A 19,155-nucleotide genomic window follows, 5' to 3' on the forward strand; every position below is an offset into this window, starting at 1 on the left:
AGCTTCCCGCTTTGCCGCTTGCTAGATATCGCTGTGCCACACTAATAAAGTGGTCGATATTACTGTATTAGACCTACCAACTTCTTCAAAACTGTAGGGGCTCAAATGACTCGTATATGGAAGGCCTATGCTCAGGCATCGTTGATTTTACGCGTTACTGTCGCGCTGGTGCTGGGCGTAGTGGTTGGACTTGTTGGCGGAGAGACAGTGGCTGCCTGGCTGGCGCCGCTGGGTGACCTGCTACTACGACTGCTTACTTTTCTGATTGTCCCCATTGTGTTGTTTACGCTGATGGTCGGGGTGAATCAGTCCCGGGAGGGAAGCGCTGGTCGCGTAGGCGGCAAGGTGTTTGGCTATTACCTTACCTCTTCTGCGCTGGCAATCATGGTGGGCTTAGCGGTCGCCTCGCTGTTTAGCCCCGGCAGCGGTATGACGTTGGATGAGAACGCCAGTTTCTCGGTGCCCGAGAATCCAGGCGTTGTCGATACGCTGCTAAATATAGTGCCGGATAATATTATTGGTGCGTTTGCCGAACTCAACATGTTGGGCATTATTTTTACGGCGCTGGTGTTTGGCATTGCGCTGTTAAAAATGCGCCAGTCGGAACGCCAGCATGCCATGGGTGAGCGTCTTTATGGGGTGATTGAAGCGCTAAACGAGGTCACTCTAAAAGTGATGTCAGGGGTGTTGCACTACGTGCCCATCGGCGTTTTGCGATTGTCGCCGAAACGGTGAGTCAGCAGGGGTTGGCAACGCTGCTCTCATTGGGCGATATGGTGGTCGTACTGTATATCGCCCTGGCAAGCCAGCTGCTGTTTTATTGCGGCATCATGCGGCTGTTTGGCGTGAAGCTGCGCACCTTTTTCCGCGAAGCCCGTACGCCCATGGCCACGGCGTTTGCTACCCAAAGTAGCTCGGGTACGTTACCGCTAACGATTAATGCTGCTCACCGCTTAGGGATTCCCAAAAGCATCTATGGTTTTAGTCTGCCATTAGGGGCTACTTTAAATATGGATGGGGCGGCGATTCGTATCGCCATATCGGCGGTGTTTGCCGCTAACGTGATGGGTGCACCGCTGGATTTCATCAGCATGGTACAAATTGTGTTGATCGGCACGCTAGTGTCGGTGGGCACGGCAGGGGTGCCGGGGGCCGGTATCATCATGATTGCCACGGTGTTTGCTCAGGTGGGCCTGCCAATTGAAACCGTCGCGTTGCTCACCGCTATCGATGCACTGGTGGGAATGGGGTGTACGGCGTTGAACGTGACAGGCGACTTGGTCGGCACCTCCGTAATTGCCCGTAGTGAAGGCGAGGAGTTGCAAGAGGCGTTTGGCGAAGAAGCGCCGCGCGGGGGTAAAGGCAGCAGGCCAATAACAACTACAAGGAAAACACATGTTGAATGATCGTGAGTTCACCTACTTAACGCGTGCCGTCGAACTAGCCGAAGAGGCTCTTAACGCGGGGGATGAACCCTTTGGCAGCGTCCTGGTAAGTGCCGAAGGAGAGGTCTTGGCAGAAGACCGTAACCGTATTGCCGGTGGGGATTCTACTCAGCACCCGGAGTTCTTCCTGGCGCGCTGGGCTGCTCAGAATATGACGCCGGAGGCGCGAGCAAAGGCGACCGTTTACACTTCAGGCGAGCATTGCCCGATGTGTGCCGCTGCCCATGGCTGGGTAGGGCTAGGGCGAATTGTCTACGCCAGCTCGTCTGAACAGTTGGGTCGTTGGCTTGCAGATTTAGACGTGGCGCCTTCCCCAGTTGCGACCTTGCCTATTCAACAGATTGTGCCAGGGCTCAAGGTAGAAGGCCCGATAGCTGAGCTGAATGAACGGGTTCACGCTTTGCATAAACGGCGCCATGCCAGCCCTACTTTAAAGACATAAAAAAGCCGCCTAAGCGTTAGCTTAGGCGGCGTCGTATTCACTAAACCGGTCTATGAAAACCTAGTGCTTCAATATCACATAAAACGCATGGATGATGCCGGGTACGAAGCCAAATAGCGTTAGAATAATGTTCAGCCAGAAATGCCCTTTAAAACCGACCTCAAAAAATACGCCGAGTGGGGGAAGTATTACGGCAAAAATCATCTTGATTGGATCAGTCGCTGTAAACGCCATGAAGCCTCCTTTGCTTTCATTGGTGTAACTTGTACAAGTGTAGGCACGATCAATCTATTTATCCATGCCTTGGCGAATTCCTTGTGACTAGCCGAGTAGGCAATCGTTCAATTCCGCCATTTATTTCCGCGCTACGCTGTTTGGGAGGGACTCCATGTTCATCAAAGTGCCATTAAAAGTAACCACCACGTCTTTTTGCTTATTAAGCTGCCTTGGCGTAGGCCAAAGCTGGGCGCAAGAGAGTCCGACATCTGACAACACGCTAGCCACGCTGCAAGTCACAGCGCCACGACTATCGCGAGAGCTTTACGCCACGCCCGCTGCGGTTTCAACGCTCGACCGTGAGGCGATTGCACAGGGGCAGCAGCGCACGCGGTTGGATGAGGCGTTAGTGCGAGTGCCTGGTATGTTCTTGCAGAACCGCGATAATTTCGCCCAAGGCCAGCGAATCTCCATTCGCGGCTTCGGCGCTCGGGCGCCGTTTGGCGTTCGTGGTATTACCGTCATGGTGGATGGCATTCCCTATACGCTACCCGATGGCCAGGCGCAGTTAGATGCCATTGATCTGGACAGCGCTGAGCGCATCGAAGTGATCCGCGGGCCCTCTTCGGTACTTTACGGCAACGCGGCGGGTGGGGTGATTGACATCACCACCGCCGATGGGCGCGATAATCCAGGCTCAAGCGTGCGCACTGAGGTGGGCAGCGATGGCTACCGTAAGGCAGTCGTACAAACTGGTGGAGCCCAGGGGGACTGGTCGCACCACGTCAGCTTCTCTGCTCTTAATGTGGATGGTTACCGGGAGCAGAGCTCTACAGAGAAATACCTGTTGAATGCCAAACTGCGCCGCGAATTAGGCAGCGATCGGGCGTTAACCGCGATTATCAACCTGCTTGAAAACCCCCGTTCCGAAGACCCCGGCGCGCTTAACGCCGGTGAAGTGGCCCGTGGCCGCGATCAAGCGGCGCCGAACTCCTTAGCGTTGGATGCCGGACAGAACGTAGATCAGCAGCTTATCGGGCTACAGTACGAAGATCTGTCTGCCGGCCCTGGAGCGCTCTATTTAAAAGGCTTTGTTGCCCAGCGCGATTTTGAGCAGCAGCTACCCTATGTGGGCGATAGCCGTATCGGCTACCAGCGTGACTATCTGGGCGCGAGCGCTGAGTATCATCATGAAGTTAGTCTGGGCAACTTGCCGTTGAGCTATATCACTGGGGTGGATGTGGCCCGCCAAGACGACGAGCGTTTTCGTAACGATGTGAACGGCCAAGGCGTTATTGGCGAGCAGTTGGCGGAAGAGACCCAGACGGCGACCTCCGCAGGAGTGTTTGCTCAGGGTGATTTAGCGCTGACCGAGCAGGTAACGCTCTCGCTTGGCGCGCGTTTTGATAGCGTGGAGTTGAAGGTAGACGACAGCTACCTGAGCGATGGTGACCAGAGCGGTGAACAAACCTTCAATGAGTGGAGCGGCTCGGCGGGACTTAGCTACCGTTACCGCCCTCAGCACCAGGTCTACGTGAATACCGGGACTGCGTTTGAAACGCCGACCTTCTCAGAGTTTGCCAATCCAGCGGGGGGCGGTTTCAACCCCTCGGTATCACCGCAAAAAGCCTGGAACCGTGAAGTGGGTGCGCGTGGCTACATTGCACCGCTGGCCATGGACTACGATTTAACGCTGTTTTCGGTGCGCGTGCGTGACGAGCTGGTGCCTTATGATGACGGCGGCCGCACCTTCTACCAGAACGCAGGCGACACCGACCGCGACGGTGTCGAGCTGGCGCTGGGCTGGCAGCTTGCTGCTCAGTGGCGGCTGAATAGCGCCCTCACGTTGGCAAGCTACGAGTTTGATCGATTTGCGCCACCTTCAGAGCGTTTTGGCGGTAACCGCATTCCTGGGCTGCCTGAGCAAACCTGGGTCAATCAGCTTACCTGGCAAGGCCTTGATGAGCGCTTTGCCACCCTGGAAACCCAGTACACGGGCGATATGGTGGCGGACAACGCTAATGAGACAGAGGTCGATAGCTACTGGCTGGTGAACCTGCGGGTGGGCGATGGTTGGCAGTTGGGCAGCGATACACGGCTGAATGCGTATGTGGGTGTGCGCAATCTCTTAGATGAAGAACACTACGCCAACGTACGCTTGAACGGCACCTTTGGGCGTTTCTACGAACCGGCCCCGGGGCGCAGTGTTTATGGCGGGCTAGAGGTACGTTTCTAAGCGGTGCGTTGCTAAGCAGTACTTTCCTAAATGCTTTACTAATAAAAAACGGGCGGCTCTCATTGATGAGGCCGCCCGTTTTTATTGGTGATGACGCTAAGCTAACCGATTACTCCGGTAGCGCGTAGCCAATCACGTAATCGCCCATCTTGGTACCAAAGGTGCCGTGGCCCCCCGCCGTGACGACCACATACTGGCGGCCATCCTGGCCTGTATAGGTCATCGGCGTAGCTTGGCCACCGGCTGGCAGGCGCGCTTTATACAGCTCCTCGCCGGTGGTGATGTCGTATCCGCGCAGGTACTGATCCAGCGTGCCGCTCAAGAATGACACCCCGCCTGCAGTGGTCAGCGGGCCGCCTAGCGCCGGAACGCCGACGTTCAAGCCAATCGGCAGGTCAAACGGCATGCTGTCCCGCGTGGTGCCATTGCGGTGCTTCCATACCACCTCGGCACTTTGCAGGTCGATGCCGGCTACGTCGCCCCAGGAGGGCGCCTGGCAGGGTAGGCCGAGTACTGAAAGCAGTGGGCCGAGTTCAACGGCATAGGGGGCGCCTGCATTGGCTTGCAGGCCCTGTTCGCTCGCCGAGCCCTGGCCCTCTTCTACCTCTTTACGAGGAATTAACGTAGACACAAATGCCAAGTATTTAGCGCCAGTGAAGAGCGCTTGGCGCTCGGGGTCAACTGCGACCCCACCCCAGTTCATTACACCCACGTTGCCGGGATAAACAATACTGCCCTCCAGCGAAGGGGGCGTGTACTGGCCTTCGTAGTGCAAAGAGTTGAACTGAATGCGGCACATCATTTGATCAAACGGCGATGCGCCCCACATATCGCGCTCAGTGAGCGGCGGAGGCAATAGGTTAAGCGCAGAGCGTGGCTGCGTCTCGGCGGTCCAGTCACCTTCCACGGCGCCTTGAGGTGCAGGCACCTCTTCGATGGGCACAATCGGCTCACCGGTTTCGCGGTTCAATACATATAGGCTGCCTTGCTTGGTCGGCTGAATGACCGCTGGCTGGGTGCCCTCATTAGTCGCCAGATCAATGAGCACCGGTTGTGCCGGTGTATCCATATCCCATAGGTCATGGTGCACAAACTGATAAACCCACGCCACCTGGCCGTCATCGACGTTAAGTGCCACCAGACCCGCGCTGTAAGTTTCATCGTTCTCAGTGCGGTCAGCGCCATACTGGTCAGGCGTGGCGTTACCCATGGGCAGGTAAACCAGGCCCAGTTCTTCATCAACGCTGATCGGTGCCCATACATTGGGAGAGTTACGCGTGTAGGTCTCATCTTCGGGCAGTGGATCGGTGTTGTCAGGGTTGCCGCTATCCCAATTCCACACCAGCTCGCCGGTATGCACATCAAAGGCACGGATAACCCCGGAAGGTTCGTCGGTGGAGCTGTTATCGGTGACGTGGCCGCCCAGAATGACCAGGTTCTCAGTGACTGTAGGCGGGGAGGTGGAGTAGTAGCCACCTGGTGAGAAGTCACCAATATTGTTGGTGAGATCAATCTCACCGTTATCGCCAAAGCTGGCACACCGCTCGCCCGTGTCGGCATTCAGCGCAATCAAACGCGCATCCGCCGTCGGCAGGTAGAGCCTGCGTGGGCACATAACGTCGGTCTCACTGAGCATTGGCTGCGTGTTACCGTTTTCTTCCACACCAAACAGCAGGGATAGGAAGGAGAGATCCAGGCTGAAAATGTCGCTGTCATCGAAGATATCGAAAGAGAGAGCCGTTGCACTGCTCGGGGCAGCGTCACTGTTTGTCACTTCTGTGTTATCGGTAGCAGCGTCGTTAGTGTCAGTAGAATAGTTTGCAGCGTCATAGTAGGCGAGGCCGCGGCAAGTCATATGCGCCCAGCCAGAGAAGTCATCCGCCCCCATGGTGCTGATCTCGGGGTCAAACGCCCAGAGGGTTTCACCGGTTTCGGGTGATAGCGCCATCGCCCGGCTGTGCGAGGTACAGATATACAAGCTGTCGTTCACTTTCAGCGGGGTATTCTGATTGGTGATCTCCGGAGGCGCATTGGGGCCGGCTTTGTCCCCGGTTTGAATCCGCCATACCTCTTCAAGCTCGCCGATGTTTTCTGGGGTAATTTGATCGAGTGAGGAGTAGTGGGTGCCTGCGTTGGTGCCGCCATAGGCGGGCCAGTCTTCGCCCGCCACTTGGGCAGGGTTGACGCTATCGGCTGATGTGTTGCTATTCGCCAGCGACCCTTCGATAGCACCGGGGTCGTTAAACTGGCTGGCAATGGCCACGATAACGGCGGCGGCAATGCTGCCCATGAGTGCCAGGCTACCGCCTTTTGAACGTAACGGCTTACGCCACCAGGGCAATAACAACAGAATGCCGATTAAACAGAGAATGGCGACGCGGGGCACTAACTGCCACCAGTCGAGGCCAACCTCCCACAGCGCCCACACTAATGTGGCAAAAAGAATCAGCGCGTAGAGCCACAGAGCGGCGCCTCGGCGCAGGGTAAATAGAATGCCGCAGACAATGATGCTCAGCCCGGCAATTAAGTAGTAGGCACTGCCGCCTACGCTGACGAGCTTGCTGCCGCCTAACGCGAGCGCCAAGCCGACAATAAGTAGTAAAAGGCCAACGACAATCGCTGGCCCTTTACCGTGATCGCGCGTGCTTTCTTCCATGAGGTGTCCTCTTGTAACAACGTACCGACAACGCGCTCTAACCCATCGACAGCGCCGATGGGTTAAAACACACATTTCTGAAAGATGATTTTAATTATCAATTCGCCATTGGTCTAACGATTTGCTGATTATTTTTGGCGATTACTTTGCCGCCACATCGTTGACGTAGCGGCAGGGAGAGGGGAATGTTTTATAGCTTGACCAGCATTTTACCGGTGTTACCACCGTCAAACAGGGCGAGGAATGCATCAGGCGTGCTCTCCAGACCCTCCTTGACTGTCTCTTTATAGACCAGCTTGCCTTCCGCGACCTGAGGGGCTACTTCGTTCAGGAAATAGGGGTAGCTAGACCAATGGTCAGCCACAATAAAGCCCTGCATTTTGGCCTTGCGCACTACCAGCTGAGCGAGATTGCTCGGGCCGGGAGTGGGCTCTTTTGCATTGTAGCTATCGATCATGCCGCATACAGCAATCCGTGCGCCTTCATTAAGCTGGCTCAATGCCGCTTCTAAGCAGATGCCGCCGACGTTTTCGTAATACACATCGATGCCGTTGGGGCTGGCGAGCTTAATGGCGTCGCTTAACTCCAGTGCGGTACGGTCGCGGTAGCTCACCGGTTCAACGCCCAGTGATTCAAGCCAGGCCAGCTTATGTGCAGCGCCAGCAATACCAACCACATGGCAGCCCTTGGCTTTGGCCAACTGCACTGCCAGGGAGCCTACGGCACCACTAGCCGCGCTAACCAACACATTGTCACCCGGTTTGCACTCGGCAATCAGGTTTAGGCCTGTCCAGGCAGTCATGCCCGGCATGCCCAGCACGCCTAGGTAGGCCTGCTCGGGAACGTCGATATCGGGTAGCTTGGTAACCCCCTGGGCAGGCAGTTGAGCGATATCCCGCCAGCCGCCCATATGGCTGACGTTGTCGCCCACTTTTAGGCTTGAGTCATTGGTTTCGATAACCTCACCAATGGCGCCGCCCTCCATCGGCTTGCCGAGTTCAAACGGCTCCACGTAGGTGCGAATACCGCTCATGCGACCGCGCATATAAGGGTCGACGGAAAGCCAGCGGTTACGGATGCGCACTTCGCCCTCGGCCAGGTCGGGGAGCGTTTGTGTTTCCAGCTTAAACAGTGCGCGGTCGGGAAGGCCGTTGGGGTAATCGGTAAGCGTATAAAATTGTGACTGCATAAATGCCTCCTGCAAATACGTCGCGTGGTGAATTCCTTCAAGCATAAAGACCATTAGCCTGCTTGCAAGTTCGTTAATATGTGACGTTGTGCGGAGAAAGAGGATAGGCCACAAAAGAAACAGGGCGACCATGGCGGGCCGCCCTGTTTGGTATGCTGACGGATGCTATGCGTTAATTGACCAAAGTGACCATGACCGGCGCGACGCCTCGGCGAATCATGCCAAGCTCCCGTGCGGCCCGCTTGGATAAATCAATGATCCGTCCATTGACGAAGGGGCCTCGATCATTGATCAGCACTTCAACTTCTTGCCCGGTATCGGGTCTTGTCACCAGCACCTTGCTTCCCAAGGGGAGGCTAGGATGAGCGGCTGTCAGCGCCTGCTGGTCGAAGGGCTCTCCGCTTGCAGTGGTCGCTCCTTGAAAGCGATCACTGTAAAAAGAGGCAACGCCCTCCTGTGTTTCTGTTTCATGTGCAAAAGCACTATTGGCAGCGCAGCTGAAGATAAGCGCTGCTAAAAACGTTCGGAACAGTCGTGTTTGGGCTCCCATAGGAGTACCTCGGTTTTGCGTGTTGCGAATCCCGCACTCTTGTTGAGGTGCCTGATAGGCCTGTCGATACTACCCTCGTAGCAACGAGTCAGCAAGCTTTGAGAAGATCGATGCAAATAGGTTCAATTTCAAGATTTTTTACTCTTTACTGGCCTTGCCTTGGGTTTCAGTGACTTAACAGCCCAGGTATGAAGTGAATCAGAAAAGAATTTTGTGCAATGCAGTGTTTTTCATTAAACGCTCACTTTAATGGAGTAAGCATCTTATAATCACGAATGCTTAACTAATTAATATTTGTCATTGCGACCCAACAAGGAACTGCTCATGGCTAGATCTTCTTCGTTTACGTTTGTATTGGTGGCGGTTGGTGGCGCAGCTGTGGGTTTTCTCGCCGCTCAAATTATCCCCCTGCCGGGGCAGGCTGTTGATGAAGCGCCTGTCGAAAGTGCGGAGACAACTGATCAAACGTCTGCTGCCGACGCTATTGTTGGCCTTGAAAAGCTCACGCTTGATGAGCCCCTGCGTGGCGAAATAACCTCGGCCAGCGAACTAAACGGTAACGACGGTAGCCGTTTCATGCGCTACGCCATCGCACTGGAAGAGGACGAGATTGTTGAGCTTTCTCTTAAAGGAGCCTTGCAAGGTGTTGTGGCGCTTTATGATGATCAACTACAGCTGCTCGATAATGCGCCCGTCGTTCGCCACCGTATTGAAGAGAGCGGCGACTATGTAGTGGTGGTTAGCGGTGCCGATGCCCACAGTTATGGCCCGTTTACCGTCAATAGCCGAACCGTCGAGCTGTCGGATGCCGACACAGTGGTAGTGGGGGAGCCCATCGATAGTTGGCTGCAGGGGGATGCCCGGGATATCACCTTGAACATAGAGGAGGCGGGCCTCTACCAACTGGAAATGCGTTCGGATGACTTCGACGCCTACCTAGAGATTAAAGGCCCCAATGGTTACGCTCGTGAAGACGACGATAGTGCCGGTGATTTAGACGCACGCATTGCCGATTTTCTGGAGCCCGGTGAATATACGCTCACAGCACGCAGCGCCTACGGTGATGGCAATGGCGTTTATACGCTTTCAGTAGAGCCTCACGAGTTACCGGGTGACGGTGAGCTGCGCAATGACGGAGCGCTCACTCCCGATGACTCTCTTAACGGGTGGTTTAGCGGTCAGGAGCTTAGCTACCAGGTAGAGGTAGAAGAAGCCGGCATGTACCAGATCGAGATGCGCTCCAGCGACATTGATTCCTACCTGGTGCTTGAAGGGCCTAACGGCTACTACCGCGAAGATGATGACAGTGCCGGTAACCTGGATGCCAGCATCGCTGATTTTCTGGCTCCCGGAGAGTATCAATTAACGGCGCGTACTGCCTACGGTGACAGCAGCGGCATGTTTACACTCTCCATGGAACCGCGTGATATGCCCAATGTTGAACTGCGTAATGAAGGCACGCTTACCCCCGGCGAAGCGCTTAACGGTTGGTATAGCGGTGAGCCGCTGACGTATCAGTTGGAGGTAGAAGAGAGCTCGTTAGTGACCCTGGAAATGCGCTCAGCCGATTTTGATACCTTTATCGAGATTAGTGGTCAGGGCTTTGCCGCCAGCGATGACGATGGCGCGGGCGGTACCGACTCACGGCTTCAGGAGCCGTTGCTACCCGGCACGTACACAGTAAGCGCACGCGGGTTTAGCGCAACCGGCAGCGGCTTATTTGAACTAAGCCTTGAAATGGAGCCGACGGACATTCCCCCAGAGCTTTAACTGTTAGCATTAATCGATAATACCCAGCGCCCCTGTCACTTACCGTGATAGGGGCGTTGGTTTATTGGCGGGTGGTAGGTAGTCAGGGGTAAAGAGTGAGGAGTAAAGGGTGAGGAGTAAAGAGTGAGGAGTAAAGAGTGAGGAGTAAGGCGTAAATAGTTAGGCGTGAGGAGGTTAACGGCTCGCTTTTAGGCAGCCTACCACCACCAGTACGGCCGCGGCGGGTAAGCGCCAGTCGAGTACACTCATGCCTGCCAGCACCAGCAGCAGGGCGGCTAGAATTGGCACCCCGTAGGCCAAGCTTCCCACAAGGCTTGCGTGCCCCCAGCGCAGCGCTTTATCCCAGGCCACCATGGCTACTCCATAAGGCCCTAAGCCTAACGTGATACCCGCGAGTAACGCTTCGCCGCTGGGAAAGGCAAGATTGCCTTCCAGTAGTAAACTGGCGGCCACGGCAATAGCGCAGGCGATAAGCAGTAGCCGCGGTAGTAGCGGCGTTAAGGCCACTGGCGCCGCCTGGCTTAACCATGAATAGATCGCCCAGCAGCAGGCGGCCAACAGGGCTAGCGCGTAGCCCGTGGTGGCGCCACCCAGGCCTCCATTGATGGCTTGAGGCACCAGTAGCAGCGCCGCGCCTGAAAACGCAATCAGGGCACCGACAACCCCCGCGATACGCAGGCGGCCAAAACGGCTCCATTGGCTAAGCAGCACGAATAGCACGGGCCAAGTGTAGGTGATGAGCGCCGCTTCGGCGGCGGGCGCTAACCGCATACCAATAAAGTAGGTGCTAACGGCGCCAAAGATGAGTAACGGCACACCTACCCAAACACTGATCTGCCACCCCGTGCCACAGGCCACGGCGTTAACGCGGCGGCTTAACGGTAGCGTCGCCAATGATCCTGCTAACAGGGTGACAGCGGTAAGCTGCAAGGGCGGTGTCGCTTTGGCAAACTCAGCCAGCAGCGGCGCCGCACTCCAAAGCATCACGGCCACCAGCGCTGCACCAACACTGTACCAACGTGGAAATAACGCGGGGGAGTGAACGGGATGCATCAGCGTTCTCCTTGATTAGTGAATGTGCTGAGCAGCATACTCATTTTAAATACATCACAATATCGATCTTTTATGATCGTTATTATCAAGGATGATGATAAATAAGGAGCGTAGATGCGTGCACCCACGCTGGATCTAACCCTGCTGCGTACTCTGGTGGCCATTGCGGACACCGGCAGCGTAACGGCAGCAGCAAAGCGGTTAGCGTATACCCAGTCCACCGTGAGCATGCAACTGCAGCGGTTAGAGGCGCAGCTATCGCTCACGCTACACGAGCGCGAAGGACGGCGAATACGCTTCACCCCAGAAGGCGAGCGCCTGCTCAGCCATGCACGGCGGCTATTGGCGCTGAACGATGAGGCGTGGAGTGATATGCAGGCGCGTCAGATCACTGGCGATCTCACCCTGGGTATTCCTGAAGATTACGCTTCGCTGCTGCCCTCGGTATTCGCCTACTTTCATCAGCTTTATCCCGCGGTTGGGTTAAAGGTGATCTGCGGTACCAGTACACACCTCGTCGAGCAAGTGAAGGCTAAAGAGCTGGATCTTGCCCTGGTGACCCGGCAGCGTAACTCGCCAGGGGGCGATGTGATTCGCCGGGAGCCGTTACTGTGGGCAGTCGGAATGAACCAGCAGCCGCTGCTTAGCGATCCACTGCCGCTGGCGCTCTACTCGCCGGGGGCCGACGTATTTCGTGAAGTGGCGGAGCAGGCATTGCAATCGGCGGGGCGCAGCTGGCGCGTTGCTTATACCAGCCAATCCATGGCGGGGCTGGCACCGATTGTCACCGCTGGATTGGCCATTGTGGTGGTGACCCGCAGTATGCTGACCCCAGCGCTGAGGCCACTGGATGAGAGCAGCGGGCTGCCTGCGTTGCCGATGATTGAGCTGGCGTTGCATCGGGCGCCGCACCGGCCTTCTGAACCTGTGCGCCGATTGGCCGAGTTAATACGCGAACAGCTGGCAGTGCATGAGCAAGCGCTATAAACAAGGATTGCTTAGCGTTGATGACCGTGTAGTGCTTTAATCAGCGCAAGGGAGAGCGTTACTGACTAGAATGAAGAGCAATTGAAGGCGTTTAGGAGCACTACATGCACGAACTGGATCACTATATCTACCCGCATCGGGTGCTGCACTGGCTGGTGGCTGGCGCGGTGCTGCTCTCCTTGGCCAGCGGCTTAACGTTAGGCTTTTTGGGCTATGAGCGCACCGTTGCTTTAGTCGGCAATATGCTCACAAACCTGCTGTATACCAGCCACAAAACGCTGGGGGTGTTGATACTGCTGCTAATGACACTACGTATTATTACCCGGCTGGCCTTTGTGGTACCTGACCACGAGCCGCCCCTAAATGCCTTCGAGCGGCTGGTGAGTACCAGCGTCCATCACTTGCTTTACATAGCACTGATTGTTATGCCTTTACTAGGGTGGGCGGCGACCGCAAGCGGCGGTTTTCCGGTGGAGTTTTTCCACTGGCATTTACCCGGTTTGATTGGCGAACGCGAGCAACTGTCTGAACAGCTCTTTATGTGGCATGAACGTCTGGGGTGGGCCATTTTAGGCTTGGTGGTGCTGCACGTCGCTGGCGCTATGTTCCATTGGAAAATCAAGCGCGATAACGTTATGAAGCGTATGAGCCTGTTTGATTAATGACCAAACAATCAATCAGCATCTAACTCGCCGAGCCGTAGCGATAGAACTCCACCGCTTGGCGTGATTTGACTGCGTACATATGACTATCGGCTTCACGCAGTAAACTCTCAAGCGTGGCGCCCTCTGTTCCTTGGCAAGTGCTGACCCCGATGCTCACACTCACGCTAACTCGCTCACCGCAGGGAAGTTTGATCGGTGAGCGAATGGCTTCGTCAATACGCGCCTGAATATTCTCAAGCGTATCGCACGACTCAATATTCTCCATGATGATAATAAACTCATCACCGCCAAAGCGTGCGCAGTGATCATCGGTTCGCGCCAAGTGGGCGATGCGTTTAGCTATTTGTTGTAGTACGAAATCACCTGCCTCATGGCCGTAACAGTCGTTAATGGGTTTAAAGCGATCAAGATCAAGCATCAGTAATGCCAGCCGCTGGTCATATTGGCGATTCCGCTCCAGGGCGTCTGCAGCGCAGCGCGCCAGGCCGTGTCGATTTAATAAACCGGTCAGCATATCGCAGTTGGCTAAATGCTCCAGTGCTCTAGTACGAGCGGCGACTTTTTGTTCCAGCACGGCTTCCTGCTTTTTAAGAGCAGCTAACATAGCGGCTTGGGCACGCTCTTTTTGCCGTTTAAGTTTGTTAAAGCGCGCTGCCAGCGCAAATGAAAGCAGTAACATTTCTAATGCTGAGCCAATTTGAATGCCGTGTAGAGTAATAAAATTCGCTGGCAGTATGCCCAGGTTGCGCAGTGCAAAGACACCTGCACCCAGCAGAAATAGCGACCATGCGAATACGAATAGCCGAGCGCTGGGTAAGCGGCGAAAACTGCAGTAACTGCCGCATGTCAGGAGCAGTAAAGCCGCCATAAAACCCGTTACATCCATGATGTGAAGCGCTGTGGGAATGGGCAGCAGCAGCGAGGCAATAACGGCGAGCCAGCAGTAGCCGCGAAAGGTATTTAAGACTTGATGCCAGCGAGGGCAATAGATCTCAGTATTAAGAAAACTCTGCGCAAACAGCGTGGCCATAGCGGAAGCAAACGTGAAACCGAGCGCCACCAAGCGTGACGTGTTTTCACCTAAAAAACTCCAGAACATGAGTGTGCCAATGCCATTAAACGCGAGAATGGCCAGGCCAAAGCCAGCGACAAATAGCGAGTAGTGAAGAAATACGCGCTCTTTGAAGCCAAAAAACAGCAGTAAATTATATAACCCCATTGCCAGCAGCATGCCGAAGTAGGTCGCCAGCCAAAAATTATGCCGGTCATTTTGGGTATAAAATGTCTCTGGCGTTAATAAATTGTAGTTCAGCATCTTACTGCCTGATGCAGCCACATGGGTATACAGAGTGACGGTTTCAAAGGCGGCCAGCTCTAGTGGGAAAACTGCCTGCCGGTGGGCGAGCGCGCGCAGTTCAACGGGAACCGCACTGCCGCTTAGCTGTACTTCGCTAAGCTGTTGGCGAAACGTATAAAAGGTAACGTAATCCAGGAACGGGTACTCAAACTCCACTATCCAACGCTGGGGATGTGGCGAGTCGTTATACACTTGGGTGCGCAGCCACACATCACCGCGGGTATAACCGAAATTTAAATCTTGAGCGTCTTGGGTTGGCTGAAAAGGTCGCGGCTGGGCAAGCAAATCGTTAATCGTTAAAGACGGTGTGTCTGCGTGCCAGTACTCGTTATAAGGGGCGAGTGAATAGCTCGCCTGGCTTGGCGATGCGGATAGAGGAATACTTGCCTGTGCCCACGGCATAAAACAAACCGCAAGCAGCAGCAATAGACCGGTGTAAACACCCGCTATAAAACGTCGTGCATGCATAGGGTATCGCTTTTTTCGTTTTATTACCCCGTACGCTGTTCCCTGGGTTCCCTTGCCCGCCGGGGGAGCTAATGCGTCGACATAGCGCTAGCTGCTCAAATTCCCTTGTGCCGTAGATGAGCCTTTTGAGTGTAGTTGGCTTTGGCAAAAAATAGCGTTTAAAACCCTCATGCTTTAGAGGTGACATAACTCAAATGTTGTGTCAGCCGTTGCATCAACGTGCCGCTATGGCGCCAAAAATGCCAATAGAGCGGTACTGCTAAAGAGTAACCAGGAGCCACACTGGCGAGTTGGCCACTGGCCATCAATTCGCCGACCTGCAACTGAGGCATCATGCCGTAGCCAATCCCGGCTGAAGCTAGGCGCACAAACCCTTCTGAAGAGGGGCAGAGGTGGTAAGGAAAGGGATCATGGTAGCCGCACTGAGCAAGGAACTGGTGCTGCAACTGGTCATGAGGGCCGAAGACAATGGCGGGTGCCTTTTTAAAAGCCTCATCGCTGGGCCCATCAGGGAAGTGCCGCGCCACGTAAGCGGGGGAAGCAAGCGGGTGGTAGTGCATTTCGCCCAACGCTACACAGCGTGCTCCGGCAATCGGTTGTGAGGCGGAGCACAGGCAGGCCGCTACATCGCCATCGCGTAAGCGCTTGAGCCCCACATCCTGGTCTTCAATGACCAGATCCAGCAGTAACCCCTCCTGCTGGCAAATAGTGGCGACCGCCTCGGCCCACCAGGTGACCAAACTATCCGCATTGATGGCGATCCGCAGGCGAGGAGCCTGATCATCCAGTGTGGGCAGGGAGCCCCGCAGGTCACGCTCTAAAAGCTGTACCTGCTGATAGTGAGTCAACAGCCGTTGGCCAGCAGGGGTGGGAGCAAGATGGGGGTGGCGTACCAGCACTGGCTGACCAAGGCGGACTTCCAGCGCTTTAATGCGTTGGGAGACAGCGGATTGAGAGAGCCCCAATACATCGCCAGCGCGCTCAAAGCCATCGCACTCCACTACGGTCGCCAAGGCGTGAAGCAGTTTGTAATCCAGCATGGCGGTGTTCCCAGGACAGAATAAGTGACATAAAGCAAAAAAAGGGCGATTAACCCCAGTATTGCTCTCTATTTGGGTTTAAATGGGATTGAATCTCATAGGTCAATGAATTACATTTCAGGCATGGTTAGCGCACCCAATCCTCCCAGGTTGCCTAGCACTTTATGTGAGTAGTTTCTGTTACGCCACAGCCTAAAGGATAATGTAATGCCCGCCATCATGCTCCGTCGCCCCCTTGCTGGCATCGTTGCGCTTAGCGCGCTGATGCCTGTTGCCGCTGTTGCTGTTGACACAGCTGCTGACGACACCGTTAACGGCGACGCCGTGGTTCACCACTACGCCGATCTGGCTCATGCCAATTACGCCGATGCACTGAGTGCCGCCCAGGCACTGAACGAGCGCATCGACGAATTGCTGGCCAATCCCACTAGCGAGACCCTGAACGCCGCCAAGCAAGCCTGGTTGCAGGCGCGGGTGCCTTATCAGCAGAGCGAAGTATTCCGCTTTGGCAATGCCGTGGTCGACGACTGGGAAGGGCAGCTAAACGCCTGGCCTCTGGACGAAGGCATGATCGATTATGTGAAAGGCGACGACTACCAGCATGAGCTGGGTAACGAAGGCGCCACCGCCAATATTATTGCCAACGAGCAAATCACTGTCGGCGGTGAAACCCTGGACGTTAGCGAGATCACCCCGGAGCTCCTCGCCGACCTGAATGAAATTGGCGGTTCGGAAGCCAATGTCGCCAGCGGCTACCATGCCATCGAGTTTCTGCTCTGGGGACAGGATCTGAACGGCTTTGAGGCGGGCAGCGGCGAACGCCCGGTGAGCGATTACCAAACCGGCGACGACTGCACCCATGGCAACTGCGACCGTCGTCGTACATACCTGGACGCGGTCTCCGACCTGTTAGTTGACGACCTTGAGTGGATGGTGGCCCAGTGGGCACCGGAAACCGAGGGCAACTATCGCCAGGAACTACTGGCGGAGAGCGACCAGGAAGGCCTGCGCCGCATGCTGTTCGGCATGGGCTCGCTCTCACTGGGTGAGTTAGCGGGTGAGCGTATGAAGGTGGCGCTGGAAGCCAACTCTTTTGAGGATGAGCACGACTGCTTCAGCGACAATACCCACAACTCCCACTACTACAACGGTCAGGGTATTCAGAATATCTACACTGGCCGCTATCAGCGCCTTAATGGCAGCGTAGTCGAGGGGCCTTCGCTGCAAGACCTATTGGCTCAGGAAGATAGCGAGTTGGCCGATACGCTTGCTCAGCAGCTCGACGCCACGATGGCGCGCCTCGATGCAATCAAGCAGGCGGCTGAGGCGGAAAGCTCGCCGATGGCTTTTGACATGATGATCGCGCCGGGCAATGAGCAGGGCAGCGAGCTGATCAACGAGGCGATTCTCACCCTGGTAGCGCAAACTGGATCCATCGAACAGGCCGCGGGCTCAATGGGCGTGACGTCGCTGCAGCCTGATGACGCAGGCCACCAGTTCTAGAAAGGACTAGCGTCAATTCTGAGCCGCCGATGGTCTTACTGTCGAGCGGCTCTGTTGGTTTTTGTTGAATGGCGCGTATGCCGTATTATCCTTTTCAAGGTATCACCATGTACCGCTTACCCCGGTTTATTGTCCTCGCCAAGTGGCTGCCCAGCAGATTAATCCACAATAGTGTCATCCTGACCCTGCTGGTAGCGCCCTTGCAGGCAGCTGAATCACCAACCCAGGAGTATCCCATCCAAACGACGCCGATGAGCGGCGGCGATGGCTCGGTGGAACAGTTTGACCATAACGCCTATTCGCTGCCGCTGGGTAATATGTCGATGACCAAGCGCCTGGATTTCAGCGTTGGCAATAGCTTCTTTCGTAACCCCTGGGTGGCGGCCCCTGCCAGCACCGAGGCTAGGGATGGCCTGGGGCCGCTGATCAATACCAATAGCTGCCAAGGGTGCCACCTCAAGGATGGTCGCGGGCACCCGCCAACGGGGGATGAAAATCCTATCGCGCTATTTTTGCGCCTTTCGCTACCCGCTAGCCAAGCGGATGCGACGACGCTTGAACAGCGCGGCGCGCTTCCGGTGCCTAATTACGGTCTGCAGCTGCAAACCGCGGCGATTTCTGGCGCACAGCCGGAGGGGACGCTGGTGATCGCGTATCGCCCGCGCGAGGTCACCTTTGCCGATGGCCACAGCGTTACCCTGCAGGAACCGCTCTACTCGATTGCCGAGCCTGCTTACGGCGAGCTGCCCGAGGAACTGCAGACTTCGCCGAGGCTGGCGCCGCCGATGATTGGTCTTGGGCTGCTAGAGGCGATTCCCGAGGCTGACCTGATGGCGGCCGCTGACCCTGATGACGCAGATGGTGACGGTATCTGCGGGCGCTACAATCAGGTCTGGGATCTGCGCAGTGGTACCACCAAGCTGGGGCGTTTCGGCTGGAAAGCGGGTGAGCCCAGCATTGAGCAACAGAGCCTACACGCCTTCGCCGGGGATATGGGGCTCACCTCCAGCCTCGTGCCGCAAACCGACTGCATGGAGAGCCAGGGCTGCGATGATTTTCCCAACGGAGGCACGCCAGAAGTCAGTGATGACGTGGCCGACTTTGTGACCTTCTACGCCTCCAGCCTGGCAGTGCCGATGCGCCGCAACCTGGATGACCCGGCGGTTCAGCAGGGGGCCGAACGGTTCAATGCCCTGGGCTGCGCCAGTTGCCATACGCCGCGCCATCGCGCCGCAGCGGATGCCGAACGACCGGCGCTGGCTGATCAGATTATATGGCCTTATAGCGACCTGTTGCTGCACGATATGGGCGACGCTCTGGCGGATCATCGCAGTGAGTTCAAGGCTGATGGCCGCGAGTGGCGCACCCCGCCGTTGTGGGGTATCGGCCTGGCGCAAACGGTAAACCCTAGAGCGGGCTTTCTTCACGATGGCCGTGCTCGCACCCTGGAAGAGGCGATTCTCTGGCACGGCGGTGAGGCGGAAGCGGCCACCCAGAGCTATCGTGACTTGCCTGAGGATCAGCGCGCTGAGCTCATTCGTTTTCTTGAATCCCTATAAGTGTTGTTGAATTGTTGCA

At 55.9% G+C, this 19,155-nt stretch carries 14 protein-coding genes and 1 pseudogene; 8 read left to right on the top strand and 7 right to left on the bottom strand.

Annotated features, from left to right (window positions below; translation table 11 throughout):
- Nucleotides 1–105: 105 nt before the first annotated feature.
- Both OM794_RS04485 and OM794_RS04490 read left to right on the top strand, forming a co-directional pair.
- Nucleotides 106–1,406: pseudogene (locus OM794_RS04485) on the top strand (dicarboxylate/amino acid:cation symporter).
- Complete coding sequence (locus tag OM794_RS04490) at nt 1,396–1,887, top strand: nucleoside deaminase (RefSeq protein ID WP_226248011.1); 492 nt, start codon at nt 1,396–1,398, stop codon at nt 1,885–1,887. The pseudogene OM794_RS04485 and the gene OM794_RS04490 overlap by 11 nt, the downstream one beginning before the upstream one ends.
- Nucleotides 1,888–1,947: 60 nt before the next feature.
- On the opposite strand, the gene OM794_RS04495 is transcribed toward OM794_RS04490, so the two are convergent.
- On the bottom strand, nt 1,948–2,121 hold the full coding sequence (locus OM794_RS04495; RefSeq protein WP_009722289.1) for a YqaE/Pmp3 family membrane protein: 174 nt from the start codon (nt 2,119–2,121) through the stop codon (nt 1,948–1,950).
- Between the two features lie 154 nt (nt 2,122–2,275).
- Between OM794_RS04495 and OM794_RS04500 the strand changes: the two genes are divergently transcribed.
- Entirely contained in the window at nt 2,276–4,339 is a 2,064-nt protein-coding gene (locus OM794_RS04500) for a TonB-dependent receptor family protein (RefSeq protein WP_226248013.1), read from the top strand.
- A gap of 109 nt (nt 4,340–4,448) precedes the next feature.
- On the opposite strand, the gene OM794_RS04505 is transcribed toward OM794_RS04500, so the two are convergent.
- The 3 genes from OM794_RS04505 to OM794_RS04515 form a co-directional block, all read right to left on the bottom strand.
- Nucleotides 4,449–6,995: a glucose/quinate/shikimate family membrane-bound PQQ-dependent dehydrogenase gene (locus OM794_RS04505; protein WP_226248014.1), complete on the bottom strand. Its 2,547-nt coding sequence runs from the start codon at nt 6,993–6,995 to the stop codon at nt 4,449–4,451.
- A gap of 190 nt (nt 6,996–7,185) precedes the next feature.
- Complete coding sequence (locus OM794_RS04510; RefSeq protein ID WP_226248015.1) at nt 7,186–8,184, bottom strand: NADP-dependent oxidoreductase; 999 nt, start codon at nt 8,182–8,184, stop codon at nt 7,186–7,188.
- A 172-nt stretch (nt 8,185–8,356) separates the two neighbouring features.
- On the bottom strand, nt 8,357–8,734 hold the full coding sequence (locus tag OM794_RS04515; protein ID WP_226248016.1) for a septal ring lytic transglycosylase RlpA family protein: 378 nt from the start codon (nt 8,732–8,734) through the stop codon (nt 8,357–8,359).
- Nucleotides 8,735–9,058: 324 nt separating this feature from the next.
- Between OM794_RS04515 and OM794_RS04520 the strand changes: the two genes are divergently transcribed.
- On the top strand, nt 9,059–10,504 hold the full coding sequence (locus tag OM794_RS04520) for a hypothetical protein (RefSeq protein ID WP_226248017.1): 1,446 nt from the start codon (nt 9,059–9,061) through the stop codon (nt 10,502–10,504).
- Nucleotides 10,505–10,678: 174 nt separating this feature from the next.
- Here OM794_RS04520 and OM794_RS04525 read toward each other — a convergent pair whose 3' ends face one another.
- Nucleotides 10,679–11,557 (bottom strand): DMT family transporter, encoded by an 879-nt coding sequence (locus tag OM794_RS04525; RefSeq protein ID WP_226248020.1) that lies wholly within the window; start codon nt 11,555–11,557, stop codon nt 10,679–10,681.
- Nucleotides 11,558–11,671: 114 nt separating this feature from the next.
- Between OM794_RS04525 and OM794_RS04530 the strand changes: the two genes are divergently transcribed.
- Nucleotides 11,672–12,544: a LysR substrate-binding domain-containing protein gene (locus tag OM794_RS04530; RefSeq protein WP_226248022.1), complete on the top strand. Its 873-nt coding sequence runs from the start codon at nt 11,672–11,674 to the stop codon at nt 12,542–12,544.
- A 104-nt stretch (nt 12,545–12,648) separates the two neighbouring features.
- On the top strand, nt 12,649–13,206 hold the full coding sequence (locus tag OM794_RS04535) for a cytochrome b (RefSeq protein ID WP_226248024.1): 558 nt from the start codon (nt 12,649–12,651) through the stop codon (nt 13,204–13,206).
- Nucleotides 13,207–13,228: 22 nt separating this feature from the next.
- Here OM794_RS04535 and OM794_RS04540 read toward each other — a convergent pair whose 3' ends face one another.
- Both OM794_RS04540 and OM794_RS04545 read right to left on the bottom strand, forming a co-directional pair.
- Nucleotides 13,229–15,034, bottom strand: a complete 1,806-nt coding sequence (locus OM794_RS04540) for a diguanylate cyclase (protein ID WP_226248026.1) — start codon at nt 15,032–15,034, stop codon at nt 13,229–13,231.
- Nucleotides 15,035–15,201: 167 nt separating this feature from the next.
- Complete coding sequence (locus tag OM794_RS04545) at nt 15,202–16,074, bottom strand: LysR family transcriptional regulator ArgP (protein WP_226248028.1); 873 nt, start codon at nt 16,072–16,074, stop codon at nt 15,202–15,204.
- A 207-nt stretch (nt 16,075–16,281) separates the two neighbouring features.
- On the opposite strand from OM794_RS04545, the gene OM794_RS04550 reads away from it, so the two are divergent.
- Entirely contained in the window at nt 16,282–17,577 is a 1,296-nt protein-coding gene (locus OM794_RS04550) for an imelysin family protein (protein WP_226248030.1), read from the top strand.
- Nucleotides 17,578–17,684: 107 nt separating this feature from the next.
- Complete coding sequence (locus OM794_RS04555) at nt 17,685–19,136, top strand: di-heme oxidoredictase family protein (protein WP_226248032.1); 1,452 nt, start codon at nt 17,685–17,687, stop codon at nt 19,134–19,136.
- Nucleotides 19,137–19,155: the final 19 nt, after the last annotated feature.

Origin of the sequence: Halomonas sp. BDJS001, from assembly GCF_026104355.1 — a bacterium.
Classification (GTDB): domain Bacteria; phylum Pseudomonadota; class Gammaproteobacteria; order Pseudomonadales; family Halomonadaceae; genus Vreelandella.